The sequence below is a fragment of the Microbacterium sp. J1-1 genome, from assembly GCF_024498615.1.
Lineage (GTDB): Bacteria > Actinomycetota > Actinomycetes > Actinomycetales > Microbacteriaceae > Microbacterium > Microbacterium aurugineum.
This window is the reverse complement of sequence record NZ_CP089590.1, coordinates 982224-1008526: the sequence shown is the minus strand read 5'-3', so window position 1 is coordinate 1008526 and position 26303 is coordinate 982224. Positions and strand designations below refer to the sequence as shown.

22 protein-coding genes are annotated in these 26303 nt (G+C 69.3%); 6 read left to right on the top strand and 16 right to left on the bottom strand.

Annotated elements, in window-relative coordinates; translation table 11 throughout:
- Window positions 1-84: 84 nt before the first annotated feature.
- The 3 genes from sucD to LRQ07_RS04805 all read right to left on the bottom strand — a co-directional run bounded on the left by sucD (window position 85) and on the right by LRQ07_RS04805 (window position 2641).
- Window positions 85-987 carry a succinate--CoA ligase subunit alpha gene (gene sucD / locus LRQ07_RS04815; protein ID WP_136042730.1) on the bottom strand — a complete coding sequence of 301 codons (903 nt, stop codon included), beginning with the start codon at window positions 985-987 and terminating at the stop codon, window positions 85-87.
- Between the two features lie 18 nt (window positions 988-1005).
- On the bottom strand, window positions 1006-2172 hold the full coding sequence (gene sucC / locus LRQ07_RS04810; protein ID WP_047523104.1) for an ADP-forming succinate--CoA ligase subunit beta: 1167 nt from the start codon (window positions 2170-2172) through the stop codon (window positions 1006-1008).
- Window positions 2173-2287: 115 nt separating this feature from the next.
- On the bottom strand, window positions 2288-2641 hold the full coding sequence (locus LRQ07_RS04805; protein ID WP_256535986.1) for a DUF2510 domain-containing protein: 354 nt from the start codon (window positions 2639-2641) through the stop codon (window positions 2288-2290).
- A gap of 59 nt (window positions 2642-2700) precedes the next feature.
- Between LRQ07_RS04805 and LRQ07_RS04800 the strand changes: the two genes are divergently transcribed.
- Both LRQ07_RS04800 and LRQ07_RS04795 read left to right on the top strand, forming a co-directional pair.
- Complete coding sequence (locus LRQ07_RS04800) at window positions 2701-3363, top strand: TetR/AcrR family transcriptional regulator (protein ID WP_134353174.1); 663 nt, start codon at window positions 2701-2703, stop codon at window positions 3361-3363.
- A gap of 63 nt (window positions 3364-3426) precedes the next feature.
- Window positions 3427-4662: an acyl-CoA dehydrogenase family protein gene (locus LRQ07_RS04795; protein ID WP_248539867.1), complete on the top strand. Its 1236-nt coding sequence runs from the start codon at window positions 3427-3429 to the stop codon at window positions 4660-4662.
- An 81-nt stretch (window positions 4663-4743) separates the two neighbouring features.
- On the opposite strand, the gene LRQ07_RS04790 is transcribed toward LRQ07_RS04795, so the two are convergent.
- Entirely contained in the window at window positions 4744-5232 is a 489-nt protein-coding gene (locus LRQ07_RS04790) for a hypothetical protein (RefSeq protein ID WP_232762384.1), read from the bottom strand.
- Window positions 5233-5304: 72 nt separating this feature from the next.
- Here LRQ07_RS04790 and LRQ07_RS04785 point away from each other — a divergent pair, with 72 nt between their 5' ends.
- Both LRQ07_RS04785 and LRQ07_RS04780 read left to right on the top strand, forming a co-directional pair.
- Window positions 5305-6756: a phytoene desaturase family protein gene (locus LRQ07_RS04785; protein ID WP_256535985.1), complete on the top strand. Its 1452-nt coding sequence runs from the start codon at window positions 5305-5307 to the stop codon at window positions 6754-6756.
- Window positions 6757-6905: 149 nt separating this feature from the next.
- On the top strand, window positions 6906-7949 hold the full coding sequence (locus tag LRQ07_RS04780; RefSeq protein ID WP_256535984.1) for an ATP-dependent DNA ligase: 1044 nt from the start codon (window positions 6906-6908) through the stop codon (window positions 7947-7949).
- Window positions 7950-7955: 6 nt separating this feature from the next.
- Here the strand turns inward: LRQ07_RS04780 and ligD are convergent, their stop codons facing one another.
- The 6 genes from ligD to LRQ07_RS04750 all read right to left on the bottom strand — a co-directional run bounded on the left by ligD (window position 7956) and on the right by LRQ07_RS04750 (window position 18115).
- A complete protein-coding gene (gene ligD / locus LRQ07_RS04775) occupies window positions 7956-9029 on the bottom strand; it encodes a non-homologous end-joining DNA ligase (protein ID WP_256535983.1) in 1074 nt (357 codons plus the stop codon).
- 69 nt (window positions 9030-9098) lie between these two features.
- Entirely contained in the window at window positions 9099-10241 is a 1143-nt protein-coding gene (locus tag LRQ07_RS04770) for an SseB family protein (RefSeq protein ID WP_248539862.1), read from the bottom strand.
- A 63-nt stretch (window positions 10242-10304) separates the two neighbouring features.
- Complete coding sequence (locus LRQ07_RS04765) at window positions 10305-12782, bottom strand: ATP-dependent helicase (protein WP_256535982.1); 2478 nt, start codon at window positions 12780-12782, stop codon at window positions 10305-10307.
- Window positions 12783-12884: 102 nt separating this feature from the next.
- The gene (locus LRQ07_RS04760) at window positions 12885-15959 is read right to left on the bottom strand and encodes a lamin tail domain-containing protein (RefSeq protein ID WP_256535981.1); all 3075 of its coding nucleotides are present in this window, start codon (window positions 15957-15959) and stop codon (window positions 12885-12887) included.
- Window positions 15960-16100: 141 nt separating this feature from the next.
- Window positions 16101-17123: an ABC transporter permease gene (locus LRQ07_RS04755; protein ID WP_256535980.1), complete on the bottom strand. Its 1023-nt coding sequence runs from the start codon at window positions 17121-17123 to the stop codon at window positions 16101-16103.
- On the bottom strand, window positions 17120-18115 hold the full coding sequence (locus tag LRQ07_RS04750) for an ABC transporter ATP-binding protein (protein WP_232762390.1): 996 nt from the start codon (window positions 18113-18115) through the stop codon (window positions 17120-17122). The genes LRQ07_RS04755 and LRQ07_RS04750 overlap by 4 nt, the downstream gene beginning before the upstream one ends.
- An 89-nt stretch (window positions 18116-18204) precedes the next feature.
- Between LRQ07_RS04750 and LRQ07_RS04745 the strand changes: the two genes are divergently transcribed.
- Window positions 18205-18603: a YccF domain-containing protein gene (locus LRQ07_RS04745; RefSeq protein ID WP_131492512.1), complete on the top strand. Its 399-nt coding sequence runs from the start codon at window positions 18205-18207 to the stop codon at window positions 18601-18603.
- 26 nt (window positions 18604-18629) lie between these two features.
- Here the strand turns inward: LRQ07_RS04745 and LRQ07_RS04740 are convergent, their stop codons facing one another.
- Window positions 18630-19616, bottom strand: coding sequence for a glycerophosphodiester phosphodiesterase family protein (locus LRQ07_RS04740; RefSeq protein ID WP_256535979.1), 987 nt, complete (start codon window positions 19614-19616; stop codon window positions 18630-18632).
- A 90-nt stretch (window positions 19617-19706) separates the two neighbouring features.
- Here LRQ07_RS04740 and LRQ07_RS04735 point away from each other — a divergent pair, with 90 nt between their 5' ends.
- Window positions 19707-20633: a Bax inhibitor-1/YccA family membrane protein gene (locus LRQ07_RS04735; RefSeq protein ID WP_131492515.1), complete on the top strand. Its 927-nt coding sequence runs from the start codon at window positions 19707-19709 to the stop codon at window positions 20631-20633.
- A 64-nt stretch (window positions 20634-20697) separates the two neighbouring features.
- Here the strand turns inward: LRQ07_RS04735 and LRQ07_RS04730 are convergent, their stop codons facing one another.
- From LRQ07_RS04730 to LRQ07_RS04710, 5 genes are all read right to left on the bottom strand, one after another.
- Window positions 20698-21993, bottom strand: coding sequence for an RNA polymerase sigma factor (locus LRQ07_RS04730; protein WP_256535978.1), 1296 nt, complete (start codon window positions 21991-21993; stop codon window positions 20698-20700).
- Window positions 21994-22008: 15 nt separating this feature from the next.
- Window positions 22009-22434: a YciI family protein gene (locus LRQ07_RS04725; protein WP_256535977.1), complete on the bottom strand. Its 426-nt coding sequence runs from the start codon at window positions 22432-22434 to the stop codon at window positions 22009-22011.
- 361 nt (window positions 22435-22795) lie between these two features.
- Window positions 22796-24184: a glycosyltransferase gene (locus LRQ07_RS04720; RefSeq protein ID WP_256535976.1), complete on the bottom strand. Its 1389-nt coding sequence runs from the start codon at window positions 24182-24184 to the stop codon at window positions 22796-22798.
- An 8-nt stretch (window positions 24185-24192) separates the two neighbouring features.
- The gene (guaA, locus tag LRQ07_RS04715) at window positions 24193-25779 is read right to left on the bottom strand and encodes a glutamine-hydrolyzing GMP synthase (RefSeq protein ID WP_256535975.1); all 1587 of its coding nucleotides are present in this window, start codon (window positions 25777-25779) and stop codon (window positions 24193-24195) included.
- Window positions 25776-26288, bottom strand: coding sequence for a DUF3817 domain-containing protein (locus LRQ07_RS04710; RefSeq protein WP_047524182.1), 513 nt, complete (start codon window positions 26286-26288; stop codon window positions 25776-25778). The genes guaA and LRQ07_RS04710 overlap by 4 nt, the downstream gene beginning before the upstream one ends.
- Window positions 26289-26303: the final 15 nt, after the last annotated feature.

Genomic DNA, 26303 nt, shown 5'->3' with positions numbered 1-26303 from the left:
TCCGTGGCGGCGGACTTCCGGTCCCGGGCATGAAAGAAGGCCCCGGAGTGGAGTCCGGGGCCTTCAGCTCAAGCGTAGCTCAGATCAGAGCGACTCGATGATCGCGCGCATCAGGTCAGCGGTCTCGGACGGCGTCTTGCCGACCTTGACACCGGCGGCCTCGAGGGCCTCCTTCTTCGCCTGCGCGGTACCGGCCGAGCCGGAGACGATCGCGCCGGCGTGACCCATGGTCTTGCCCTCGGGAGCCGTGAAGCCCGCCACGTAGCCGACGACCGGCTTCGTGACGTTCGCCTTGATGTAGTCGGCCGCGCGCTCCTCGGCGTCGCCACCGATCTCACCGATCATGACGATGGCCTTGGTCTCGGGGTCGGCCTCGAACGCGGCGAGCGCGTCGATGTGCGTGGTGCCGATGACCGGGTCGCCGCCGATGCCGATGGCGGTGGAGAAGCCCAGGTCGCGCAGCTCGAACATCATCTGGTAGGTCAGGGTGCCCGACTTCGACACGAGGCCGATCGGTCCCTTTCCCGTGATGTTCGCCGGCGTGATGCCCACGAGCGCCTCGCCCGGGGTGATGATGCCGGGGCAGTTCGGCCCGATGATGCGGGTCTTGTTGCCCTTGCTCTGCGCGTATGCCCAGGCCTCGGCGGAGTCGCCGACGGGGACGCCCTCGGTGATGACCACGAGCAGCGGGATCTCGGCGTCGATGGCCTCGATCATCGCGTCCTTCGTGAAGGCTCCCGGGACGAAGGCGATCGACACGTCGGCGCCGGTCTCCTTCATGGCCTCGGCGACCGAGGCGAAGACGGGGAGCTCGACGGCGTTGCCGTCCTTGTCGGTGTGCGAGACCGTGGTGCCGGCCTTGCGGGCGTTGACGCCACCGACGACCTGGGTGCCGGCCTTGAGCATCAGCGCGGTGTGCTTGGTGCCCTCACCGCCGGTGATGCCCTGGACGATGACCTTGGAGTCCTTGTTGAGGTAGATCGACATTCTTCTCGTCCTTCAGTCTCAGGCGTTGGCGAGCTCGGCGGCCTTGTCGGCGCCCTCGTCCATGGTGGCGGCCAGGGTCACAAGCGGGTGCGCGTAGTCGGCGAGGATCGCACGACCCTCGTCGACGCGGTTGCCGTCCAGGCGCACGACGAGCGGCTTGGAGGCCGTGGCGCCCAGTGTCTCGAGCGCGCCCTTGATGCCGTTGGCGACGGCGTCGCAGGCCGTGATGCCGCCGAAGACGTTGACGAACACGCTCTTGACCTGCGGGTCGCCGAGGATGACGTCGAGGCCGGCAGCCATGACCTCAGCCGACGCGCCGCCCCCGATGTCGAGGAAGTTGGCCGGCTTGACGCCGTTGTGGTTCTCCCCGGCGTAGGCCACGACGTCGAGGGTCGACATGACGAGTCCGGCGCCGTTTCCGATGATGCCGACCTCTCCGTCGAGCTTCACGTAGTTGAGGCCCGACTCCTTGGCCTTGGCCTCGAGCGGGTCAGCGGCGTCCTTGTCTTCGAGCGCCTCGTGCTCGGGGTGACGGATCTCGGAGGCGTTGTCGTCGAGCGTGACCTTGCCGTCGAGCGCGATGATGTCGCCCTCTTCGGTGCGGACCAGCGGGTTGACCTCGACAAGGGTCGCGTCCTCACCCTTGTACACGTCGTAGAGCTTCACGAACACGTCGGAGACCTTCTCGATCAGGTCTTCCGGGAAGTTCGCGGCGCGGGCGATCTCCACGGCCTTCGTCTTGTCGATGCCCGTGAGCGGGTTGACCTCGACGCGTGCGAGCGCCTCGGGACGCTCGACGGCGAGCTCTTCGATCTCCATGCCGCCCTCGACCGAGCAGAGGCTCAGGTACGAGCGGTTGGCACGATCGAGCAGCACGGAGAAGTAGTACTCCTCGGCGATGCGCGCACCCTGCGCGACCATGACGCGCTTGACGACGTGGCCCTTGATGTCGAGGCCGAGGATGGCCTTCGCTGCCTCGTACGCCTCGTCGGGCGTCTTGGCGACCTTGACGCCGCCCGCCTTGCCACGGCCGCCGGTCTTCACCTGGGCCTTGACGACGACGACGCCACCGATCTTCTCGGCCGCCGCCCTCACCTCTTCCGGGGTGTCCGCGACGATGCCGGCGAGGACCGGCACTCCGTACTTCTCGAAAACGTCTCGTGCCTGGTACTCGTACAGATCCACTGTGGTTCCTTCACTGGGCTGCTGTCTGGTAATTCTCTCGATGTCGAGACATCGACCAGTCCCCCAGCCTACTACCTCGACCTGGGCACGCCCGCGGCCCCGGACTCTCGGTCGATCATCGGAGGGTCGGCACGCCCGGACGCCGCGCCGGCAGCGCGACCAGGCGGAGCTGCCGCGAGATCACGAGCGGAACGAGCAGCAGCGCGGTGCCGGTGGCGACGATCATCGGGCGCACCACGACCACCGGGAGCGCGCTCCACAGCGCGATGAGGATCGAACCGACGAGGAGGGTCACGAGCACGAGCTCGGTCAGGATCAGCTGTCGGCGCACGGCCCTGCGGTCCTCCGCCAGGGTCGTCTCCCTCCCCCGCACCGAGAGGTGCTCGGTCCAGCGCGCGCCGTCCCACCAGCGACGGGTGCCGCGCCGCCGCGTCTCGAACCATCCGGCCGCTCTCCCGCGTTCGCTCACGCCCTCATTATGACGCCCGGCCACCGACGCCGATGGCCGCCGAGGTCTAGGCTTTCGCCATGCACGAATCCGCAGAACTGCGCACGGGCGTCGTCGCCGCAGCGCTCGAGCTCTTCAGCGCCCAGGGGTTCGATCAGACGTCGGTGGAACAGATCGCCAAGGCCGCGGGTGTCTCGAGATCGACATTCTTCCGCCAGTTCGGCGGCAAGGAGGACGTCGTCTTCGCGGATCACGAGGTGCTGCTCGAACAACTCAGGGAGTTCCTCGACGAAGGGCACGACGACCCCTGGGCCGCGGTGTGCGCGGCGTCCGAATCGGTCTTCGTGCATTTCGCGCACGACCCGGAGCTCGCACGCCGCCGCTACCAGATCGTGCGGCAGGTGCCGGTGCTGCGTGAGCGCGAGATCATCACGGTCTTCCGATACGAGCGGCTGTTCGACGAGTACCTGCGCGGAGCCCTCCCCGGCGTCGACCCGCTCGACGCCGTCGGCTTCGCCGCCCTCGTGACGGCCGTCCACAATCACGTGCTGCGGCAGTTGCTCCGGGGCCGCAAGAAGGTGCCGCTCGCGACGCTGCAGACGGCGCTGGCCGACGTCCGCCGCCGCTACGGCGTCGCGGGAGACGCGGCCCCCGATGCGCCGGACGACATGGTCGTCGCGGTGTTCCCGCGGTCCATGCCGATCGCCGAGGTGACCCGCAGACTGCAGTCGGAGCTCGACTGATCGCTCGAGGGTCGTGAAACCGAGTATCGAGGAGTACGATACTTGGTGCCACGAAGGAGCATCATGAGCACTGCAGCCTCCCCCTTCCCCGGCGAGCGCGTCTCGTCGTACGACGTCACCGGGCGCCGGGACAGCGACTACTACGCCGTCTTCGCCGACATCCCCGCCGCCGACCGCGAGGCCTGGGATCGGGCGAAGTCCTACACCGACGAGGTCGCGCCGCAGATGGCGGACGCCTGGGACCGCGCGGAGTACCCGCTCGACGCCGCCCGTCGGATGGGCGAGATGGACCTCGTCGTCGACGGCATCCAGCATCCCGCCCTCACGCACCTGTCGCCGCTGGCCGCGGGCCTGGTGAACATGGAGATCTCGCGCGGTGACGGGTCGCTGGGCACCATCCTCGCGGTGCAGGGCGGCCTCGCGCTGCGCACCCTCGCCCTGTTCGGCTCCCCCGCCCAGCAGGACCGATGGCTCACGGCACTCGCCGACGGCTCGGTTCTCGGCTCGTTCGCGCTGACCGAACCCGACCACGGCTCCGACTCGGTCTCGCTCGAGACGGTAGCCCGCCGCGACGGGGACGCCTGGGTCATCCGAGGCACGAAGAAGTGGATCGGCAACGGCGCATCCGGCGGGATCACCTTCGTGTGGGCGCGCGTCGACGATGCGGACACGGCCGCGCACGGCGCTGTGCGCTGCTTCCTGGTCGAGCAGGACACGCCCGGATACACCGGCAGTGTGATCCGGGGCAAGGCCTCGCTGCGCGCGATCCATCAGGCGCACATCGTCCTCGACGACGTGCGGGTGCCGCTGGACGCCGTCCTGCCCGGCACCATGAGCTTCAAGGACGCCTCGACCGTGCTGTACGCGACCCGCTCGGGCGTCGCGTGGTCGGCCCTCGGACACGCGACGGCCTGCTACGAGGCAGCACTGGCCTACGCGATGCAGCGGGTGCAGTTCGGAAAGCCGCTCGCGAAGTTCCAGATGGTCCAGGAGCGCCTCACCCACATGCTCGAAGACCTCACGGCCATGCAGCTGTACTGCCGACGGATGGCCGACCTCGAGACCTCAGGCGAACTGCGCCCGACCCAGGCCTCGCTCGCGAAGTTCCACAACACGCGTGCCGCACGCCGCATCGCCGCGACCGCCCGCGACCTGCTCGGCGGCAACGGCATCCTGCTCGAGAACGGCGTCATGCAGCACATGGCCGACATCGAGGCCATCCACACCTACGAGGGCACCGAGAGCGTGCAGGCCCTGCTGCTCGGCCGCGACATCACCGGGATGAGCGCGTTCGCCTGAGGCGCCGGCTTTCGACTCGCGCAAATTGCACGTTCGACGCCGATTCCGGAGCCTTTTGCGCGATTCGACAGCGGCGTCACGTCAGCCGCAGCCGCAGCCGCCGGACGGGGTCTTCACCATGAAGCACTCGTCGCACACGCCGTAGTCGCGTTCCTCGACGGGCTTCGGTGCCTTCTCGGCGCGGGGCGCGGCGACGCGTGGAGTCGTCGTGCGCTTGGCGGCGCGGGCCGGCGCGAGCGGGATGAACTCGCTCGGGTGGCTCACGTAGAAGTACGGCGCGCGCCCCTCGCTCGGCTGCAGGCGCAGGGGTGCTGCGCCCACCACGATCCGCTCCTCTTCGGTGAAGCCGTTCGTGTAGGTGCGCCCGATGTGCAGGGACGCGCCCTCGCCTCGACGGATCGCCTCGATGTAGCGCCCACGGTCGATGAACGAGCTGATTCCGATCGCCTCGACGATGGCCGTGATGAACGCATGGTTCGACGGATCGATCCGATGCGCGCGCAGCGCCTCGGCGAGGGAGCGGTATGGACGGGAGGTGCCTGCGGGGGTCGGCCCCTGAACTTCTTTCATCCTTTCCAGGATCGCACGCCCGGAGGGCCCCTCTCGACCGTTTCGCCGGTGGCGGCATGCCAGACTGACGGAATGGCGCGGGCGACGATCATCGGTTCCGGCCCCAACGGGCTCGCCGCCGGGGTGACGCTCGCGCGCGCCGGCTATGCCGTGCGGGTGCTCGAGGCGGCCGACACCGTCGGTGGCGGTCTCCGCACGGCCGAGTCGACGCTTCCGGGTTTCCGGCACGACGTCTGCTCCACCGTGCATCCGACCGCCTTGGCCTCACCCTTCTTCCGTGCTTTCGGCCTCGAACGGCGTCTGGACTGGATCCGCCCCGAAGCCTCCTACGCACACCCGCTCGATGGCGGAAGGGCCGCCATCGCCTGGCGCGACCTCGACCGCACGGCGACCGCGCTCGGGGCAGACGGCGACGCCTGGCGCACCCGCATCCGGCCGTTGACCGCGCACATCGACGGTGTGGTGGACTTCACGGGCAATCAACTGCTCCGAGTCCCCCGGGATCCATTGACCGCCCTGCGCTATGCGATCAGGATGCTGGAGCAGGGCACTCCTCTGGCCGCCTCGGCTTTCCGCACCGAGGAGGCGGCCGCGCTCCTGGCGGGAGCCGTCGCTCACGGCAACGCGCCTCTCCCCTCCCTCGCGGGGGCCGCTGCGGGCCTGTTGCTGGCCGCCCTGGGACACGCCGGAGGCTGGCCGTATCCACGCGGTGGTGCGCAAGGGATCGCCGATACCCTGGTCGCCGACATCACGGCGCACGGTGGGTCCGTCGAGACCGGCGTGCGAGTCACCGACCTCGAGACGCTGGACTGGGGCGACCCGCGCCGCGGAGACCTGCTGATCCTGAACACGTCTCCCCGACTCGCTCTCACACACCGCGATGTGCCACGCCGCTACGCCCGGGCCATCGGCGCCTACCGCTACGGACCCGGTGCGGCGAAGGTCGACTTCGCCCTCGACGGCCCCATCCCCTGGACGCACCCCGAGGTCGGGCAGGCGGCGACCGTGCACCTCGGCGGGACCAGAGCCGAGGTGTGGGCCAGCGAGAACGCCGTCGCCGCCGGACGAGTGAGCGAGCGCCCCTACGTCCTCACCGTGCAACCGTCCGTGCTCGACGACTCCCGTGCTCCCGCGGGCAAAGCCGTGTTCTGGGCGTACATCCACGTGCCGCCGGGCTCCGACCTCGACCCCACGGAGCTCATCACCGCGCAGGTCGAAAGGTTCGCCCCGGGGTTCCGCGACCTCATCCTCGCCCACCACGCGGTGCCGGCATCGTCGCGCGAGGCGATCAATCCCGCGGAGATCGGCGGCGACATCTCCGGCGGGGTGTTCGACATGCGTCAGGCCCTCCGCCGACCGATCCTCTCGCCGACGCCGTGGCGCACGCCGATGCCGGGCGTCTACCTGGCTTCCGCCTCGACCCCTCCCGGTCCGTCCGTCAACGGCATGGCGGGGTGGCATGCCGCCCGCACGGCGCTGCAGGACGCCGGTTCGCCCGCGACGCTGTCCGACCTGTTCGACTGAGCGCGCTCACTACTCCTCAAGAACGGGACGCGCTGCCCCCGTAGCCCTGCGAATCACGGGAGGACCGCCGCACCCACCGCCGGTTTCTGCGGAGTTGTGAACATCGGCCCGCTCTTCCGCCCCGCACGGCCGAGGACCAGGATGGGAGCATGCGCTACGAGATCCCCGCGCCGATGCTCGCCAAAGCCATCCCCGCGGTTCCTCCTGCAGAGAAGGTCCCCGGCGGGCTCCTGTACGAGCCGAAGTGGGACGGCTTCCGCGGACTGATCGCTTGGGACGGGGAGACCGTCGAGATCGGCTCCCGCGGAGCGAAACCTCTCACGCGCTACTTCCCCGAGCTGGTCGAGGCGATTCCCGAGCTGCTCCCCGGTCCGTGCCTGCTCGACGGCGAGATCGTCGTCGCCACCGGCCCGCAGGGGTCCCAGCGCCTGGACTGGGAGGCGCTGAGTCAGCGCATCCACCCCGCCGCCTCCCGCGTCGCCACGCTCGCCGCCTCGACCCCGGCGATGTTCATCGCCTTCGATCTGCTCGCCGTCGGCGACGACGACCTCCTCGCCGAGCCCTTCGAGTCCCGGCGAACGCGCCTGGAGGCACTCCTGGCATCCGTGGAGCATCCGCTGCACATCACCCGGACGACGAGGGATCACGACGCGGCCGTCCGTTGGCTCGCCGAGTTCGAGGGCGCCGGGCTCGACGGGGTGATCGCCAAGCCGCTCACTCAGCCATACGCGCCGGGCAAGCGCACGCTGTTCAAGATCAAGCACGCGCGCACGGCCGATGTGGTCGCACTCGGCTACCGGGTCCACAAGTCGGGTTCGGGCGTCGGCTCGCTGCTGGTGGGACTGTACGGAGCCGACGGTGTGCTCCGCCAGGTCGGCGGCGTCGCGGCGTGGAGCGATGCCCGTCGGCAAGAGCTCGTCGAGGAACTCGACCCCTGGGTGGAGAGGGACGATTCCGGGGAAGCGGTGACCGCGGAAGGCGAGCGTTCGCGATTCAGCGGCGGCAAGGACGTCTCGTTCGTCCGGCTGCGCCCGGAGCGGGTGCTCGAGGTGCGCTACGACCAGCTCGAGGGCGCTCGGTTCCGCCATACCGTGCAGTTCGAGCGCTGGCGGCCGGACCGCGACGCCCGGTCGTGCACGTACGACCAGCTCGACACCGTCGCAGGCTACGACCTCGCCGACGTCCTCCGCTGAACGCGGTCAGTCCTTCTCGGCGGGAGTGCCGTCGTCGTCCCAGTTGGCCGCGACCTTCTTGCTGGGCTGCACGCGGGGCGGCTCGCCCGGCATCTTCGGAAACTCCGGAGGAAACGGCAGCTCCCCCAGCCCGTTCTCCTTGTCGCGCTCCCACCAGGCCAGCAGGGTGTCGATCCGACCTGGGGCCTCCTGCATGGTCGCCCACGGGTCGCCGATCTCATCCAGGCGCTTCGGGATCGTGCGCACGGTGAAGGTCCGCGGATCCAGCCCGTCGAGCTCGTCCCAAGCCACCGGTGTCGACACCGCCGCTCCCGGCAACGCGCGAGGACTGTAGGCACCGGCCATCGTGCGGTCGCGGTTCGCCTGGTTGAAGTCGACGAAGATCCGCTCCCCGCGCTCCTCCTTCCACCGGTTCGTCGTGACCTGATCCGGCATCCGACGCTCGAGCTCCCGCCCCGCTGCGATCACGGCATGGCGCACATCGAGGAACTCGTGGGTCGGCTCGATCGGCGCGAACACGTGCAGCCCGCGGTTGCCGCTGGTCTTGGCGAACGCCTCCAGGCCCGCCTCACGCAGCACCTCGCGCAGCGTGTGCGCGGCCGTCACCGCATCCGCGAAATCCGTCCCCGGCTGCGGGTCCAGATCGATGCGCAGTTCGACCGGGTCGTCGGCGTCGGTCGCGAGCGATGCCCAGGGGTGGAACACGATCGTGTTCATCTGCACCGCCCAGACGATCGCGCTCGATCGGTTCAGCACGATCTGCGGATGCCGGCGTCCGCTGTTGTACGTCACTGTCACCGCATCGACGAAGTCGGGGGTGCCTTTGGGCGGGTTCTTCGAGAAGAACCCTTCCGCCTTCGGCCCGCCCGAGGGGCCGATACCGTCGCGGAAGCGCTCCAGCGAGACCGGCCGATTGCCGTTCGCCGCGAGGAAGGGCACCGAGACGCGCTGCACGTACTCCGCGAGCTCGGCCTTCGTGATCCCGAGGTCCGGCCACACGACTCTGTTGGGGCTGGAGAGCGCGACCTCACGCTCTCCGTCGGAGTCGACCACGGTCAGGGTCACACGTTCTGAGGCCATGCTCCGACCCTAGAGCGATGCCCGGACGGACGGAACCCCGCGCGCGCCGGCAGGAGCGACGGAGCCCGGTCAGTCGCCGAGATCGACCGCGAGCACCAGGACCGGCGTGAGGGCGTCACGCTCGACGATGATGGACGGGCCGGCGGGGTCGACGATCACACCGCCCATCTCGGAGTGGCTCGTGAGGACCTTGGCGAGCTGCATCGGCTCGAACGGGAGCGGACGATCACCCCGGCCGAGCGCGATGACCTCGAGCGGGTGCGAGAAGAGCTGCAGAAACCGTCGCCCGTCGGGGGTCTGGGCCTCGGCGATGCCGACCTGACCGCTGCCGGAGCCGTCGTTGACCGCCACCCACATGCGCGTGGTCGCCAGGGCCTCTCCGACCTTGACCGCCGAATCCTGCGCACGGGGAGCGGCCAGGATCGACTTCACGGTCATGTCGACGTCGGCCTGGTCGAGCGTCTTCTGCAGCAGCTCGGTCGGGAAGACCACGCGGTGGGGTGCAGACGCGTTGTCGACGATGAGCCCCGCGAAGTCTCCTGCCACGACCTGCTGCAGCACCGACGTCACGGGCTGCGCGACGGCGGAGGTGGCCGCGGGATCCGGCTCGAGCTGCACGGAATCGCGCACCGCGGCCGCCGAGCTGAAAGCGAGCATGAACTGGCGGTCGTCGTTGTCGCGGACGACCGCCACGGAGAGCGGCTTGCCCTCGCTGATCTGCGCGCGGGCATCTCCGTTGACGCGGATATAGAGGTGCCCTTGAAGCGCCTGACGCATCACGCCCAGCAGCTGGTCGTTGGTCGCCCCCGCTTCGATCTCGGTGAGCGCCTCACGGAGCAGGACGTTGTCCTTCATCCCGGCGACGGTCTCGGTCTGCTCGGGCGGCAGCGGCGAGGCGAGGGGCAGACGCCGCTGCGGGGGCTCTTCCTGCGGCGCCGTCGGAGCCTGTGGGGCGCGAGGGGCGGCAGGGGCCGCCGCCGCGGGCGCCGTCTCAGCGCTGGGCAGCGCCACCTCCGGACCGGCCTCGGCGCCGACGCCCCGGAAGGCCTGCACGGAGATGCCGATCGAGGGAGCGTCGACGCTGCCGGCGTCCGAGGCGTCTTCGGCGGCGACGGAGTCGGATCCGGGCGCCCCCGCGTCCGTCTCTACGACGTCGGTGGTGGGGGCGACGGCATCGTCACCGGACTTCTTGCGGCGGGAGAAGAGGGCCATATGAGCCAGCCTAACCGCCATTCCGGCCCGTGATCCGCCGAAGCGTGAACACCCGCGGTGACGTCAGATCTTCTCGATCGGCGCGACCTTGATGAGGAGCTTCTTCTGCCCTGCCGAGTCGAAGCGCACGTGGGCGATGCGTTTGGCTCCCTCGCCGGTCACCGCATCGACCCGCCCTTCGCCGAAGTCGACGTGGCGAATGCGGTCGCCCGCGGCGAGCTCGAGATCGCCGTTGTCGCGCATCTTGGCCGTGACGCGGTTGGGGAACTTGTCCATCGCCGTCGACAGGGGCTTGAGGGAATCGCGACCGGGAAGCGTCTTGACCGCGAAGCGATCGCCCGATCCGGAGCTCGAACCGCCGAAACCGCCCTGGCGCCGCGCGTTGAGGGCGCGAGACTGCATCCCGCCGCGTGAGTTCACGTCACCCGGCGACTGACGCCAGTCGATGAGTCCCGACGGGATCTCCTGCAGGAAGCGGCTGGGCATCGCCACGGTCACTTCGCCGAACTGGGCTCTGGTCATCGCGAGGGACAGGTGCAGCCGCTTGCGCGCCCGCGTGATGCCGACGTAGAAGAGCCGGCGCTCCTCCTGCGGCCCCCCAGGCTCTCCGGCCGAGATCCGGTGCGGGATCAGGTCTTCTTCAACGCCCGTGACGAACACGGCGTCGTACTCGAGTCCCTTCGCCGTGTGCATCGTCATGAGTGAGACCGAGCCGGACTCGTCGTCGAGGTCGTCGGCGTCCGAGACCAGGGCGACTTCGGTCAAGAAGTCGACGATCGTGCCTTCGGGGTTGTTGCGCGCGAAGTCGCGGGCCACGGCCACGAACTCGTCGAGGTTCTCGACGCGCGCCTCGTCCTGCGGATCACGGCTCGCACGCAGGGCGTCGAGATAGCCGCTCTTGCCGAGCAGCAGACTGAGCCCGTCGGCCACCGCCGTGGAGGGCGGAAGCTCGCCGCTGGCCGGGATCAGGATCGCGGTGGCTTCGGTCAGCACGGCGTCGAGCTGACCGATCGCCGCCTGGATCTTCGGGCCGACGCCGAGCTGGGCCGGCATCGACAACGCGTCACGGAAGCTGATGCCGTGTTCCTCGGCGAACCGCGCGATGGCCGTCTCCGTCACGTCGCCGATGCCACGGCGCGGCTTGTTCAGGATGCGGCGCACCGACATCTCATCGGCCGGATTCGCCACCGCGACGAGATAGGCGAGCGCGTCCTTGATCTCGGCGCGGTCGTAGAACTTCGTGCCGCCCATGATCTTGTAGGGCACCGCCGAGCGGATGAAGATCTCCTCCAGCGCACGGGACTGCGAGTTGGTGCGATAGAACACCGCCATCTCGGAGTACGGCATGCCGGCACGGTGCAGTGCCTCGACCTCGTCGGCGACGAACTGGGCCTCGTCATGCTGCGAGTAGCCGGTGAAGCCGACGATCGGATCGCCGTCGCCCTTGTCACTCCACAGCTTCTTGTCTTTGCGGTCGAAGTTGTTGCCGATCACGGCGTTCGCGGCGGAGAGGATGTTCTGCGTCGAACGGTAGTTCTGTTCGAGCAGCACCACGCGGGCGCCGGGGAAGTCACGTTCGAACTCGCTGATGTTGCGGATGTCGGCGCCGCGGAAAGCGTAGATCGACTGGTCGGAGTCGCCGACCACCGTGAGCGAGGCACCGGGCTCGCCGGCATCGGCAGCGGGGGCGGGATCGGGCTCGAAGATCATCATGCCGTTCGAGGCATACGGGTCGGGAGCTGCTCCGGCGCCCGACACGGGTCGCGTCAGCTCATGGATCAGCGCGTACTGCGCGTGGTTGGTGTCCTGATACTCGTCGACCAGGATGTGCCGGAAGCGACGACGGTAGGTGTCGGCGACCTGCGGGAAAGCACGGAACAGGTACACCGTCTGACCGATGAGGTCGTCGAAATCGAACGCGTTGGCCTTCTGCAGCTGACGCTGGTAGTCGGCGAACACCTCGACGAACACGCGCTCGGCGGGATCGCTCATGTTGGCCTGACGCGCGTAGGACTCGGCGTCGGAGAGCTCGTTCTTGAGCTTCGAGATGCGCGACTGCACCGAGGCCGGGGTCAGCCCGTACGCATCCGCCTCGTGCTCCTTGACCAGCCGCTTGAGCAGAGCGCGCGAGTCGCCGGAGTCGTAGATCGTGAAGGACTTCGTGTACCCGAACTGCTGAGCCTCGCGGCGGAGGATGCGGACGCAGGCCGAGTGGAACGTCGAGATCCACATGCCCCGGGCGGCGTCCCCGATCAGTCCTTCGACGCGCTCGCGCATCTCGCCGGCGGCTTTGTTGGTGAAGGTGATCGCGAGGATCTGACTCGGCCAGGCCTCGCGTGAGCGCAGCAGCGAGGCGATGCGTCGCGTGAGCACGCTGGTCTTGCCCGACCCCGCGCCCGCGACGATGAGCAGAGCGGGGCCGCGATAGGTGACGGCCTCGAGCTGTTGCGGGTTCAGTCCGGCGAGGAGTTCGTCCTGTCCCTCCGCCCCGGAAGTGCGGGGGCCGGCGGATCCGGGGACGATGAGAGGAGCTTCGGTCATGGCCTTATGAGTCTAGGCGTCGGCACAGACACCGCGGCACGGGATGCGGGGGCATCGGCGGCGACGCAGGGGTGCACGGTCGACCCGTGCACCCCTGCGCGCTCAGGCGTCGCGCCTGCGACGGCGGACTGCTGCCGCGCCGGCGGTGAGGAGCAGCAGCGCCAGCGCGACGGCGGCGACCGGGAGCTCGGAGCCGGTCGTCGCCAGCGCACCCGCACCCGTCTCAGATCCCGATCCTGCCGCTCCCGCGATACGGAGGTCCGCCCAGCCGAGGAGCCCACCGCTCGCATCGAACACGGCGATCCGGTGGGCGCCGAGAGGCGCATCGGCCGGGATGGTCGCCGTGATGGTCCCCGCGGTCGTGAGCGTCCCCGACGCGATCCGCATCGGCTCGGAGTACATCCACACCGACACGTCCGTGCCTGCGCCTGCGGAACCGACCGTGATCGTGACCTCCTGCCCCCGGGCCGCGACCGACGGGTTCACCGTCAGTCCGTTGCGGTTGTCGTCCACGAGCCCTGCGCCGGGGAGCGGCGGGGTCTCGCCGCCGGGAGTACCGCCGCCTGTTCCCGGCAGCGTCCCGGTGCGCAGCGACTCGGAGGCGAAGCCGTCGGCGAACCACCACACCGGGCGCTGCCCGTCGACCGACAGCGAGGCCGGCGCGGTCGCGAAACCCTCGTTGTTGATGTCGGGCAGGCCGGCGGCACGGGCGTAGTGCGCGATGTCGGGCTGTGCCGTGCCGTTCAGCGTGATCTCCGCCGAGCGCCCCTGGCAGCCGTCGTCGCACACCGCCCACAGGGTGTCGCGCACGGTGTCGTAGTCGAGCGCCATCACTCCGGGGAGGCCGGGAGCGATCTGCGACACCAGCGTCGCCGACCCGTCGGATCCGAGCGCGAACGCATAGACGTGGCCGTTGTCCTCGACCGCGACGAAGAACAGCCCGTCGCCGTGACCTGCATGATCCTTCGGGTCATACACCGTGCCCGACGTGTCGTCGAAGAGCTTCCCGGCGAGCGCGGCATCGGGCACCCACTGCACGGCCTCCACGCCGAGATTCGCCCCCACGGCAGGGAGCAACGTGGTCAGATCCCACTCCTGCTGAGCGATGAGGTCACCGCTCGACGCCTCGGGATCGACCTTGAGGACCACGTTCTGGTTGACGCCCTTGGCGCTGTTGTCCCGCTCGGAGGCCACGTACACGAAGCCGTCTCGGTCGACCGTGATGCCCTCGGTGTCGGGGCCCGCAGCCCCCGGATCGGCGGCGTCCTTCTGGAAGCGCACGCGCTTGCCCGCATCCCAGCCGTCGGCCTTCTCGACCGAGCCGTCGGCGCGCGCCTCGAGCTTCCAGATGCGACCCTCGCCGTTGTCGACCGCCCACAGGAACGCACCGTCAGCGGTCTCCTGCACGTCGAGTCCGGAACTGTCCTCGAGGAACGTCGGGATGCTGTCGACCACGCGCACCTCGGCGGAACCGGGCCACGGCGACACGGCGACCTCGCCGGCACACACGTTCGTGGCGCCCTTCGTGGACTCCGCGGTCACGGCGAACGCGCCGCTCGTGTCGGGGCAACGGCCCCAGGTGGTGGCGGCGTGGCCGGACCCCCAGGTGGTCTCGTCGATGAGCAGGTCGCCGTCGAACACGCGCACCGCGTCGCCGGAACCGAGACCGAACCCGAGCTGTGCCCGCTCGATCACGAGGTACTCCCCCGCACCGAGGCGGGTTCCGGCTGGGATCGCGTACGCATGGGTGTCGTCGTCGTCCTTCACCACGACGCCCGACACATCGAGCTCGGTGCTCGTCGGGTTCACGAGCTCCACCCAATCGTCCGGCGAGCCGCCGTCGGATTCCACCTCGTTGATACGCACCGGGTTGCCGCAGGCGTTGCGGAGACCCTTGGTCGAGACCGCGATGTCGACGAAGTCGCCGGTACCGTCGGCACAGCGCGCGAGGACGCCGGCGGCATGCGCGGCGTAGAGGTGCTCGTCGACCGTGTTGCCGTTCGCATCGCGGATGGTCACGGTGTCGCCGTTGCCGAGTCCGAACACGAAGTTCGCTGGCTGGTCGAAGACGAAGTAGCCCCCGGGCGGCAGCACCGTACCGGCGGGGAGCGGTGTGGTGTCGTCCGCGTGACCGGTCGGATCGTTGTCCATGACGGTCCAGCCCGAGAGGTCCACCGCAGACGTGCCCGTGTTCACGACCTCGACCCAGTCGGTGCTGTCACCGTTCGACTCGATCTCGTTGATCACGACGTCGGGCAGGACGCACGAGTTCGCGGCACCGGGGGTCGGATGCGCGAGCACGAAGGAACCGACGCCGTCGGGACAGCGTGCCAGGGTGGCCGCAGCGAAGTCGCCATCGATCGCCGCGTGCCCCTGCCACGGGAGCGTGTCGTCGATCATCGCGCCCGAGGCGTCGTAGAGACGGATGCGGTCGGCGCTGCCGATACCGATCGGCTCGCGGAATGCGGCCTCGACGCCTCCGGAGAGTCCGATCGTGCCCTCTTCAACGACGAGGAACTGCCCCGCCGCGATCTGCGTGCCCGGCGGGAACTGCCAGCGGTGATCGTCGGAGTTGTCGCGGATCTCGTAGCCCGAGATGTCGAGCGCCTCGGTGCCGGGGTTGTGGAACTCCACCCAGTCGGCGGGTTGCGAGTCGACCTCGTTGATGAGGATGGAGCCCGCGACGGGAGCGACGGCGCAGTCGTTGGGAGCCCCGGGAGTCACCGTCGTCGCCGGTGCCCATGCCCCCGAGCCGTCAGGACAGCGCGCCCACACCGACAGCGGCGCGGTGTTCTCATACGCGTACGCGTCGACCTCGGTGCTGCTCGGGTCGAAGAGCACGACCTCGTCCCCCTTGCCGAGCCCGAAGTCGAAGTCGACATCCTTCTCCAGAACCAGGAACTCGCCCGGTGCGAGCGAGGTGCCTTCCGGCGCAGCTCCGAAGCTGTCGCGCTTCTCATCCGCGATGGTCCACCCCGCGAGGTCGACCGTCTCGGTTCCGGCGTTGTAGATCTCGACCTGGTCGGCGAGGCCGGTCGCGGCGTCGTCATAGACGATCTCGTTCAGGACGAGACTCGGAGCGGTCGAACCGATCGCGGCGATGGGGGTGGCGAGCAGGGCGGCGGCGCTCAAGGCGCACACCGTCGTGACCGCCGCTGCGCGGTGCAGGCGGGGCATGGAAACTCCTGGGGTCTCAGTCGGGTACCCGACCAGACCACCGATACCGCGTGGCCGCGGAGAATCCCCCGGGTGCACGGGAGGTGAACGGGGGATGACGATCTGCCGCGACCGCCACCCCCGCGTCACCCGCTGCCGGTGTCAGGCGATACGAGTGCCCGGCGGGAGGCGCCGGGCAGGCGTCCGCGTGCGCGCCCAGGCCCCGGCGAACAGCGACCCCGCGATCACGACCTGCACACCGAGGCCCACGAACCAGCTGGGCACCGACGATTCGATCACCTCCTGCGGCGTGGGATAGCCGCTGCCGTCCCGGTCGCAGTCGTCCCAGCGCTGCTCGAGCGGCGACTGCTGCGCCCCGCGCACGCCCGTCTTGATCTGGCCGAACAGGTCGACCGGGTAGCCGTCGGGCGTGAACTCGGTCGGCGTCGCATCCGCGAGCACCACGAAGGGATTGGCCGCGAGCGCCCACCACACCAGGTCGAACCGGGGCACTTCGTGCATCGTGCTGACCTGCCACTCATCGCAGTCGACGTTGCCGTTCGCGTCGTACGGTCGCGAGTAGCTGGTCCCCTCGCTGCGTACCGCCATCCCGCCCAGCCCGAACGCGATGAGCGTGCCGAACACGAACGCGGCGACCACGAGGTACGTGGCTGCAACCGAGAACAGCGGGCGCGCGATGAGTCCGCTCAATCCGACGCCGATCGCGGCGACCACGATGATCTCCGCCGCGAGCACGAGCAGCGAGACGAGCAGCACGAGGGGGTTCGCTCCCCCGCCGAGCAGAGACAGGGCGAGGAAGGGAACGGCGACGAGGAGGAACGCCCCGCCGGTCGCGACGGCAGCGAGGAGCTTGCCGAGCATGATGTCGCCGGTGGAGGCCGCGGTCACCTGGATCGCGCCGAGGGTGGCGGCATCGCGGTCGCCGTTGATCGCGTTGCCGCTGAGCGTCGGCGACACCAGCACCACGAGCAGAAGGACGATGTTGACGACGATCGAGTAGACGCCGGCCCCGATGAAGTCGCCCCAGGAGTACACGGCGAATGCGAGCCCGGTGACACCGAGCAGGATGAGCGCGAACACGCCCAGCAGGACGTACCACCCGACACTCCGTAGGCGCTGCGTCAGTTCGAGTCGGGCGATGATCCCGATGTTGGCGAGGCTCATGCTCCCGCCTCCGTTCCGGTCGGCGCCGGGGGCGCAGGGGGTGCAGGGGGCCGAGGTGCGGCTTGTGGTATCGGCGCCTGCGGCAGGTTCAGGAACGTGTGCTCCAGGTCGCTCTGTGCAGGAGCGAACTCCGAGACCGGAAGGCCCGCGTCGACGAGGCGGCGCAGCGACTGGGCCGCTGCGTCCTCCCCCGCGAACCCGACCAGCACCGCGCCGCGGTCGTTGGCGAGCGACTCCGGAGCGAGCCCGAGGTTCGAGGCCACCTGCCAGGTGTCGGCGTTCATCCGCTCGGGCGTCGCGCCGGCGAGACGGACCCGCCACGGTCGCACCGTGCTCTGGGAGGGAGCCGCATCCACCACGGAGCCGGCGACGAGGAACACCGCATCGTCGACGACCTCCTCCAGCTCCGAGAGGATGTGGCTCGAGATCAGCACGGTGCGCCCCTCCGCAGCGAAACGACGCAACAGACCGCGCAGCTGCACGCGCGCTTCCGGGTCGAGGCCCGACGCCGGCTCGTCGAGGAGCAGCACCTGCGGGTCATGCACGAGAGCGCGGGCAAGACCCAGCTTCTGCTTCTGCCCGCGCGAGAGCACCTTCGCGGGCGAGTCCGCGAGCGGCGCGAGCCCGACGAGCGTGAGCAGGTGCTCGGCACGGGCCTGAGCGTCCGCCTTCTCGATGCCGTAGAGACGAGCGGTGGTGACGAGGGTTTCGCGGGCGGTGAGCGACGGCCAGGCTCCCAGTGCATCGGGCATCCAGCCGAGCATGCGGCGCGCGGCGAGAGGATCGATCGCGGGATCGACGCCCCCGATGCTGATCGTCCCGGTGTCGGGGGCGAGGAGCGAGGCGAGCATCAGCAGCAGCGTCGTCTTCCCCGCCCCGTTCGGCCCCACGAGTCCGGTCACTCTGCCGGGGTCCGCGCGGAGCGAGGCCGCTCGCACCGCCTGCACCGTCCCGAACGCTCTGCTGACGTCTTGCACCACGATTCCGGTCATGCGGTCAGTCTGGCATCCGGAACACGGGCCCCCCGGGACCTCGGGGCGGATGCTCAGACATCGCGTCGCGCGGGTGACACAATCAGCTCATGCGCACGATCCTCAACATCATCTGGGTCATCCTGGCCGGCTGGGCACTGTTCCTCGGGTACGTCCTGGCCGGCATCCTGCTGTGCATCCCGATCATCACGATCCCGTGGGCGATCGCCTCGTTCCGCATCGCCGCCTACGCAATCTGGCCGTTCGGACGCGAGGTCGTGAGCAAGCCGACCGCGGGGGTCGGGTCGTTCCTCGGCAACGTCCTCTGGGTCATCCTGGCCGGCTGGTGGCTCGCCATCGGCCACATCGTCTCCGGCATCCTGCTGTGCGTCACGATCATCGGCATCCCGATGGGCATCGCCGACTTCAAGATGGTCCCGATCTCGCTCATGCCGCTCGGCAAGGAGATCGTCTCCACGCGTCGCGGCTCCTTCGATCGCACGCTCTGAGCCGTCGACCGGCGATCGGCACCGGCTCAGCCGCGGAAGAAGGCGACGCCGAGGTCGGGGTGGTCGACGAACACCCCATCGATACCCTGCTGCGCGAGGACACCCCACTCCGACTCGTAGTCGCCGTACGCACCCCGGCCGCCGGCACCGCGGAACTCGGCGGCCAGGAAGGCGTTCTCGGGACGGCAGGTCCACGTGTACACGAGAAGGCCGCGTGCATGGGCGTCGGCGACGATGGTGTTGCCGCGATCGAGGAGCATCTTCTTGTTCACGCTGATGCCGTCGACGAGCCCGACGAGGCCATCGAGCCCGCGGGGGGTGACGGTCGCCTTGTAGGTCATCGCCTGCGCGCCCTCGGCTACCTTGCGGTCATACGGCCGGCCCGTCGCCTCGATCAGGTAGATGGAGGTCGCGGCGATGCCCCGCTCCCGAAGCTCCCCGAGCACCGTCGACTCGAAGGACTCGATCACGAGAGGCAGCTCGCCGTCGGCCCATCCCGCCGCACGCAGCTCCTGCTCGATGAGGGGCGCGAGCGCGAGGCCGATGCTCGCGAAGTAGGTGGCGTGCTTGACCTCGAGCACGACGCCGATCTCGCGGCCGTGCTCGGCGGAGCCTTCCCGCACGAGGTCGAGCACGTCGCGGAGACGGAGGATGGACTGGGTGCCGTCGAAGCTCGCGCTCGACGCCCGCACCTCGGGCAGCCGCTCACGGCCACGCAGCGTCGACAGCTCAGCCCAGGTGAAGTCCTCGGTGAACCACCCGGTCAGTGCCTGCCCGTCGACGCGCTTGGTCGTCTTGCGGTCGGCGAACTCCGGACGCGCGCTGACGTCGGTCGTCCCGGAGATCTCGTTCTCGTGTCGCACGACCAGCACGCCGTCCTTCGTGGCGACGACATCGGGTTCGACGGCATCCACCCCCATCGCGAGCGCGAGTTCGTAGGAGGAGCGGCTGTGTTCCGGACGGTAGCCGGGCGCACCGCGATGCCCAATGACGAGGGGCGATTTCCTGGGCACGCTCTCAGCGTAGAACACCCCAGGAGGGGTACCTCCCGAGTATCGTAGAGGCAAGAGACCTACTACCCCCCTTTGGAGTGAGGCCCACCAATGAGCAACTTCGCTTTCAACAACCCTGCTTTCCAGCAGCAGGACCCGCGCAACGTCGCGACCTACCCGGGCGGACCTCAGGCTGCTCAGGGCGCGCAGAGCGCCTCGCTCCAGCACGGGGCGATGGACGCGGCGGCCAACGCACAGCTCGAGGGCATGTACGCCGCCCCGCCGGCCGGTGCCATCGAGACCGATCGCATGTCGGTCGAGGACACGGTCTGGAAGACGGCCGGCCTGTTCGGCATCCTGCTCGTCACCGCGGCCATCGGCTGGGTCATGACGCTCGGCGGTGTCGACGTTCCCGCGTTCAGCCGTGAGAGCACCTTCCAGCCGAACATGCTGCCGTGGATCGTCGGTGCGCTCGGCGGTTTCGTGCTCGCCATGGTCATCACCTTCACCTCACGCAAGAAGGTGCGCCCCGCACTGATCTTCGCGTACGCGGCGTTCGAGGGCCTCTTCATCGGTGGCATCTCGGCGTTCTTCGAGGTCATCTACCCCGGCATCGTCTTCCAGGCGACGCTCGCGACCGTCTCGGTCGTCGGCGTGACTCTGGCTCTCTTCGCGAGCGGCAAGATCCGCGCGTCGAAGAAGGCGACCAAGATCTTCATGATCGCCATGATCGGCTACCTGGTCTTCTCGCTGCTGAACGTCGTCCTGATGTGGACCGGCGTGCTGCCGCAGGACCAGGCGTTCGGCATGCTGAGCGCCAGCATCATGGGCATCCCGCTCGGCCTCATCATCGGTGTCCTCGTCGTGATCATGGCGGCATACTCGCTCGTGCTCGACTTCGACCAGATCCAGCAAGGCGTCCGCAACGGCGCACCGCGCAAGTACGGCTGGCTCGGAGCCTTCGGCATCATGGTCACCGTGGTCTGGCTCTACGTCGAGATCCTGCGCATCATCGCGATCGTCCGCGGCAACAACTGACCGCCGTTCATCGAAGTGGCCCGTCTCCCCAGGGAGGCGGGCCACTTCGCGTTTCGACGGGACTCTAGCTCGCGGCTCCGCTCGCCTTCCGCTCCAGCAGTGACCTCTCACGATCATTGCCGGCGAGGCCTGCGGCCACTGCGAACTCGCTCCGCGCTTCGTCCTCGCGTCCGAGCCGTCGCAGCAGCTCCCCACGGGTGGCGGGAAGGAGGTGATAGCCGCGCAGCACTCCCGACGCCGAGAGCTGATCGATGATCCGCAATGCGGACGCCGGGCCCGTGGCCATCGCGACCGCCGCCGCTCGGTTGAGCTCGACGACCGGAGATGGGGCGATCCGGCCGAGTGCCTCGTAGAGCAGCACGATCCTGTCCCAGTCCGTGTCATCGACGCTCGAAGCCACCGCATGGCACTCCGCGATCGCCGCCTGGAGGCAGTACGCGCCGCGTCCGCGCCCGAGGCCGTCAGCCGTCGCGAGCGAGGCACGACCGCGGGTGATGCGTCCGCGATCCCACCGGCCCCGGTCCTGGTCAGCCAGCAGCACCGGATCGCCGTTCCGGTCCACACGCGCTCCGAACCGGGCTGCGGTGAGCTCCATCAGTGCGAGCAGACCGTGCACCTCGGGCTCACGCGGCATCAGTGCCGCGAGCACCCTGCTCAGCCGGATCGCCTCAACGCTCAGTTCCGGTCGCATCCAGTCCGGACCACTGCTCGCGGCGTGCGCCTCATTGAAGATCAGATACAGCACACCGAGGACCGCCCCGATCCGCTCCGCCCGCTCTACGCGCGGCGGGATCTCGAAGGGAGCATTGGCGGCGCTCAGCGTCTTCTTCGCCCGCACGATGCGCTGCTGAACGGTTGCCGTCGGCACGAGGAAGGCCCGCGCGATCTCCTCGCTCGACAGACCACCCACGACCCGCAGTGTCAGGGCGACCTGCGCCTCCTTCGAGAGAACGGGGTGGCACGCGATGAAGATCAGCCGCAGGACATCGTCGTCGACGGCGTCCGGGTCCCACAGCAGCTCCGGCGCGGCGGCCTGCTCCTGCTCCAGGTCGTGGGCGAGCGCCGCGACCCTGGCATCCAGACGCTCCGCGCGGCGCCACTCGTCGATGGCCTTGCGCTTCGCGACCGCCGTGAGCCATGCCCCGGGGTTGCGGGGAACCCCCTCCTCCGGCCACTGTCTCAGCGCGTCGACCAATGCCTCCTGGGCGAGGTCCTCCGCCAGGCTGAAGTCGCCTACCGTCCGCGTGAGAGCACCGACGATGCGCGCGGACTCGATGCGCCAGACCGCGGCGACGGCGCGTTCCGCCGACCCGTCTTCGGGGGCGGAACGCGTCGTCTCACCGTGTTCGGATGCGTCCATCACCGTGTGTCGTCGTCACTGCTGCGCGCGTTGCGCCAGCTCTTCGCGCCAGCCGGCTTCCTTCGCGATCCACTCGTTGTCGGCCGGGAAGTCCTCGACGCCCGTGACCCGACGCACCTCGAGGAACGAACCCGCGCCCAGGGGTGCACGGCTCGCCCATTCGGCGGCTTCTTCGCGGGACGACACCTCGATGATCCAGAAGCCGTTGAAGAGCTCCTTCGTCTCGCCGTAGGGGCCGTCGGTGATCAGGGGCTTCTCTGCGCTGAAGTCGACCACGAAGCCCTCGGCAGCGTCGGTCAAGCCCTCTCCCGCGACGAGCACACCGGCCTTCATCATCGACTCGTTGTAGGTGCCCATGGCCTCGATGACCTGCTCGAACGGCATCTCCTTGTACGCCTCGACGGCGTCGTCGTTCGCACGCATGATGAGCATGAACTTCATGATGTTCTCCTTGTTCGCGGGGCCGTCTCTCGACCCTCTCACCTCTGGCGTCGAACGAGAATGCCTCAGATCGACATCCACCGCCACTTTTTCTGCTCCCGTCGCACCTTCCTCGCGCTCCGGTCGCACCTTCCTCGCGCTCCGGTCGCACCTTCCTCGCGCTCCGGTCGCAATATGACACCCGTAAGCGCCCTTATGAGTGTCATGTCGCGACCGGAGCAAGGGCATGCACGTCGGAGGCCGCCAGCGGGAGGTCGCCGGGGCGGCGGGGGCGGGAGGCCGCGGGGCCGGGCGGTCGCCGGGGAGGTGCCGGAGGCTCAGGCGCGACGTGCCGGAGGGTCAGGCGCGACGGGGCGGAGGGTCAGGCGCGACGGGGCGGAGCGGCGACCGCGGCGGCAATCGCGGCGGTGAGGGCCTCGAGCGAGGATTCGGGACTCCAGGCCGCGGCGACCGACGGTGCCTCCGCGCTCAACGCCGCGAGACGCTCGGGGTCGGTCAGGAGCGTGCGGATCGCTCGGCCGAGCGCATCGATGTCGCCGCTCGGCACCAGCATCCCGCCACCGCGCTGCAGCACATCACGGATGCCGTAGCGCACGTCGTACGAGATGACGGGAGTCGCGTGCAGCAGCGCCTCGACCACGCCGAGCGGCTGGCCTTCGAAAGCCGTGGACGTGACCAGGACCGACGCGCGGTCGAGCACCGTCCCCGGGGCGTCCGAGTACCCGGCGAGCACGATGCGATCCCCCGCGCCGAGCTCATCGATCAGCGCTTGCAGACGCTCCTGCTCCGGCCCGCCGCCCCAGATCTCCATCCGCGCACCCGGCACATCCGCGGCGAGGAAGGCGCTGATCGCATGGTCGACACGCTTGCCGGGAGCGAGGCGCCCGAGCACGACGACGAGGCCGTCCTCCCGCAGATCCGGGCGCGGAGCGACGGGGGCGATCGGGTTCGGGACGACCGTGTGGAAAGCCGTGTCCCCGAACCGCGCGACCACGTCGTCGCGCTGGGTCGCAGTCGGCCAGATCACGGCATCGAACCGGTCGGCGAGCCGGAACCAGCGCGTCCAGAGCGTGTTCATGGTCGAGTCCGGGGTGTACGGCGCTTCGACGTGCATGGTGTGGATCGTGTGCACGATGCGGACCCGCGGGTCGGACCAGTCCGCGATGAGCTCACCGAGCTGGCGAGACTCGCAGATCACGACGATGGGGCGATCACCGAAGGCAGCCGTGACGTGGTCGAGCCAGGCCCGGTACAGACCGCGGAACCCGTGCAGAGCTCCGACAGCCTCACCGTCGGCGTCGAACACCAGCACCGGCTCGTCGGTCAGGTGCCAGTCCGGGTTGTCGGGAATCACCGGGAGCGCCACGAAAGGACGGTCTTCGGTGTCCCGGAGGACCCGGTACTCGACGCCGGGGTCAGCGGCCACCGCGGAGTCGGCGGCCACCCTCAGCCATTCCGCCGCGCCGCCGCTGGGCTCCACCGTCTCGTCGAACAGATTTCGCAGGCGCGACGAGTCCTCGAGCGCCCCGTGCTCGACGAAAGCACGCCGATGCGCAGCGTGGTCCGTAGCGGTCCCGGGGTCGAACGTGAGGAGCTGTGGTCCCGCCCCGTCGGCGACTCCCGCCCCGGCGAGCTGCCGGGCGCGCGCGAGCGTGGCGATCGTGTACCCGCCGTCGAGTCCCGGGATCAACCGGCTCGACAGCACCAGGTACTCGGCGTCGGGCAGAGCCGCCGCCGCATCGGGGAGCACCGAGCCCCCTACTCCCACTCGATCGTCCCCGGCGGCTTCGACGTGACGTCGAGCACGACGCGGTTGACGTCACGGACGCCGTTCGTGATGCGGTTCGAGATCTTCGACAGCACGTCGTAGGGCAGGCGCGTCCAGTCAGCGGTCATGGCGTCTTCGCTCGACACCGGACGCAGCACGATCGGGTGGCCGTAGGTGCGACCGTCGCCCTGCACACCCACCGAGCGCACGTCGGCGAGAAGCACGACCGGGCACTGCCAGATCTCCTGGTCGAGTCCAGCCTTCGTCAGCTCTTCGCGGGCGATGGCGTCGGCCTCGCGCAGAATCTCGAGACGGTCAGCGGTGACCTCACCGATGATCCGGATACCGAGACCGGGCCCCGGAAACGGCTGACGCCCCACGATGGCCTCGGGAATGCCGAGTTCGCGGCCGATCGCCCGGACCTCATCCTTGAACAACGCGCGCAACGGTTCGATCAGTTCGAAGTCGAGGTCGTCGGGGAGGCCGCCCACGTTGTGGTGCGACTTGATGTTCGCGGTCCCCGCTCCGCCGCCGGACTCGACGACGTCGGGGTAGAGAGTGCCCTGCACGAGGAACTTCACCGGAGCGCCGCCCGATGCCTTGGCCTCGGCGACGAGGTCGAGCTGCACCTTCTCGAACGCGCGGATGAACTCGCGTCCGATGATCTTGCGCTTCTCCTCGGGGTCGGTCACACCCTTCAGGTGGCCGAGGAACGTGTCTGCCGCGTCGACCGTGATCAGCCGCACACCCGTCGATTCGACGTAGTCCTTCTCGACCTGTTCGCGCTCGCCCTTGCGGAGGAGACCGTGATCGACGAAGACCGCAGTCAGCTGGTCGCCGATCGCCTTGTGCACGAGGGCGGTGGAGACCGCGGAGTCGACGCCACCGGAGAGCGCGGAGATCACGCGGGCATCGCCGACCTGCTCACGGATGCGCTCGATCTGCTCGGCGATCACATTGCCGCTGTTCCAGTCGGAGGCCAGACCCGCCCCCTTGTGGAGGAAGTTCTCGAGCACACGCTGGCCGTGGTCGGAGTGCTTGACCTCGGGGTGCCACTGCACGCCGTAGAAGCCGCGCTCCTCGTGTGCGAACGCGGCGACCTTGGTGGCCTCGGTCGTGGCGAGCACGTCGAAGCCCTCGGGGGCCTTGGCGACCTGGTCGCCGTGACTCATCCAGACGTTCTGCTCCGCGGGCTGGCCGCCCAGCAGGGTTCCGCCGTCGCCGGTGATGACGGCATCGGTGGCGCCGTACTCGCGCAGGCCGGTGTGGGCGACCTCGCCGCCCAGGGTCTGGGCCATGTACTGGAAGCCATAGCAGATGCCGAGGGTCGGGATACCGAGCTCGAAGACCGCGGGGTCGAGGCGCGGCGCCCCCTCCTCGTACACGGACGAGGGTCCGCCGGAGAGGATGATCGCGACCGGGTTCTTGGCGGCGATCTCGGCAGCCGTGGCGGTGTGCGGCACGATCTCGCTGTAGACGCCCGCCTCACGGACGCGGCGGGCGATCAGCTGCGCGTACTGCGCGCCGAAGTCGACGACGAGCGCAGGACGCTGCTGGGTCTCGGACTGTTCGGTCAACGGACACCTTCCGGGGCGGGGGCGGAGGCCTCGGCGGCCTCTCGGGTGGCGAGATAGGTCTTGACCTCACGGGCGACGACCGCCTCCATGAAGAACGACAGCAGCGGCACGACACCGCCGAGCGCGAGCATGATGAAGCGCGGGAAGCGCCAGCGCATCAGGCTCCACATGCGGAAGCACGCGAACAGGTAGACGACGTAGAACCACCCGTGCGCCACGAGGATGAACAGGGACAGGTTGAACCCGTCGCCCAACGAGGTCATCTCGCAGGAGTTGGTCATCGGGGCGAAGAGCGACCACCACTGGCAGTCGGGCCCGGCGAGCACGCCGGCGAACCAGAGCGGTCCTCCGGAGCCGCCCAGGAAGAGCTCGAGGTGGATCGGCGTGTACTTCAGCACCATCTCGGTCAGCAGCAGGAGCAGCATGACTCCGGTGATGATCGACGCGATCTGGTAGAACTTCAGCGCACCGCGGATCGCCGGAAAGCTGGCGACTTTCGGTTCGGGCATGCGTCCAGTCTAGTC

Excerpts from the sequence above, each read along its gene's own strand:
- LRQ07_RS04795 (WP_248539867.1), top strand. The coding sequence starts at position 3,427 with ATGAGCACTGCAGCCTCCCCCTTCCCCGGCGAGCGCGTCTCGTCGTAC.
- LRQ07_RS04790 (WP_232762384.1), bottom strand. The coding sequence starts at position 5,232 with ATGAAAGAAGTTCAGGGGCCGACCCCCGCAGGCACCTCCCGTCCATAC.
- LRQ07_RS04760 (WP_256535981.1), bottom strand. The coding sequence starts at position 15,959 with ATGCCCCGCCTGCACCGCGCAGCGGCGGTCACGACGGTGTGCGCCTTG.
- LRQ07_RS04800 (WP_134353174.1), top strand. The coding sequence starts at position 2,701 with ATGCACGAATCCGCAGAACTGCGCACGGGCGTCGTCGCCGCAGCGCTC.
- LRQ07_RS04780 (WP_256535984.1), top strand. The coding sequence starts at position 6,906 with ATGCGCTACGAGATCCCCGCGCCGATGCTCGCCAAAGCCATCCCCGCG.
- LRQ07_RS04785 (WP_256535985.1), top strand. The coding sequence starts at position 5,305 with ATGGCGCGGGCGACGATCATCGGTTCCGGCCCCAACGGGCTCGCCGCC.
- sucD (WP_136042730.1), bottom strand. The coding sequence starts at position 987 with ATGTCGATCTACCTCAACAAGGACTCCAAGGTCATCGTCCAGGGCATC.
- LRQ07_RS04765 (WP_256535982.1), bottom strand. The coding sequence starts at position 12,782 with ATGACCGAAGCTCCTCTCATCGTCCCCGGATCCGCCGGCCCCCGCACT.
- LRQ07_RS04725 (WP_256535977.1), bottom strand. The coding sequence starts at position 22,434 with ATGAAGTTCATGCTCATCATGCGTGCGAACGACGACGCCGTCGAGGCG.
- LRQ07_RS04730 (WP_256535978.1), bottom strand. The coding sequence starts at position 21,993 with ATGGACGCATCCGAACACGGTGAGACGACGCGTTCCGCCCCCGAAGAC.
- LRQ07_RS04750 (WP_232762390.1), bottom strand. The coding sequence starts at position 18,115 with ATGACCGGAATCGTGGTGCAAGACGTCAGCAGAGCGTTCGGGACGGTG.
- ligD (WP_256535983.1), bottom strand. The coding sequence starts at position 9,029 with ATGGCCTCAGAACGTGTGACCCTGACCGTGGTCGACTCCGACGGAGAG.
- LRQ07_RS04755 (WP_256535980.1), bottom strand. The coding sequence starts at position 17,123 with ATGAGCCTCGCCAACATCGGGATCATCGCCCGACTCGAACTGACGCAG.
- LRQ07_RS04710 (WP_047524182.1), bottom strand. The coding sequence starts at position 26,288 with ATGCCCGAACCGAAAGTCGCCAGCTTTCCGGCGATCCGCGGTGCGCTG.
- LRQ07_RS04735 (WP_131492515.1), top strand. The coding sequence starts at position 19,707 with ATGAGCAACTTCGCTTTCAACAACCCTGCTTTCCAGCAGCAGGACCCG.
- LRQ07_RS04745 (WP_131492512.1), top strand. The coding sequence starts at position 18,205 with ATGCGCACGATCCTCAACATCATCTGGGTCATCCTGGCCGGCTGGGCA.
- LRQ07_RS04770 (WP_248539862.1), bottom strand. The coding sequence starts at position 10,241 with ATGGCCCTCTTCTCCCGCCGCAAGAAGTCCGGTGACGATGCCGTCGCC.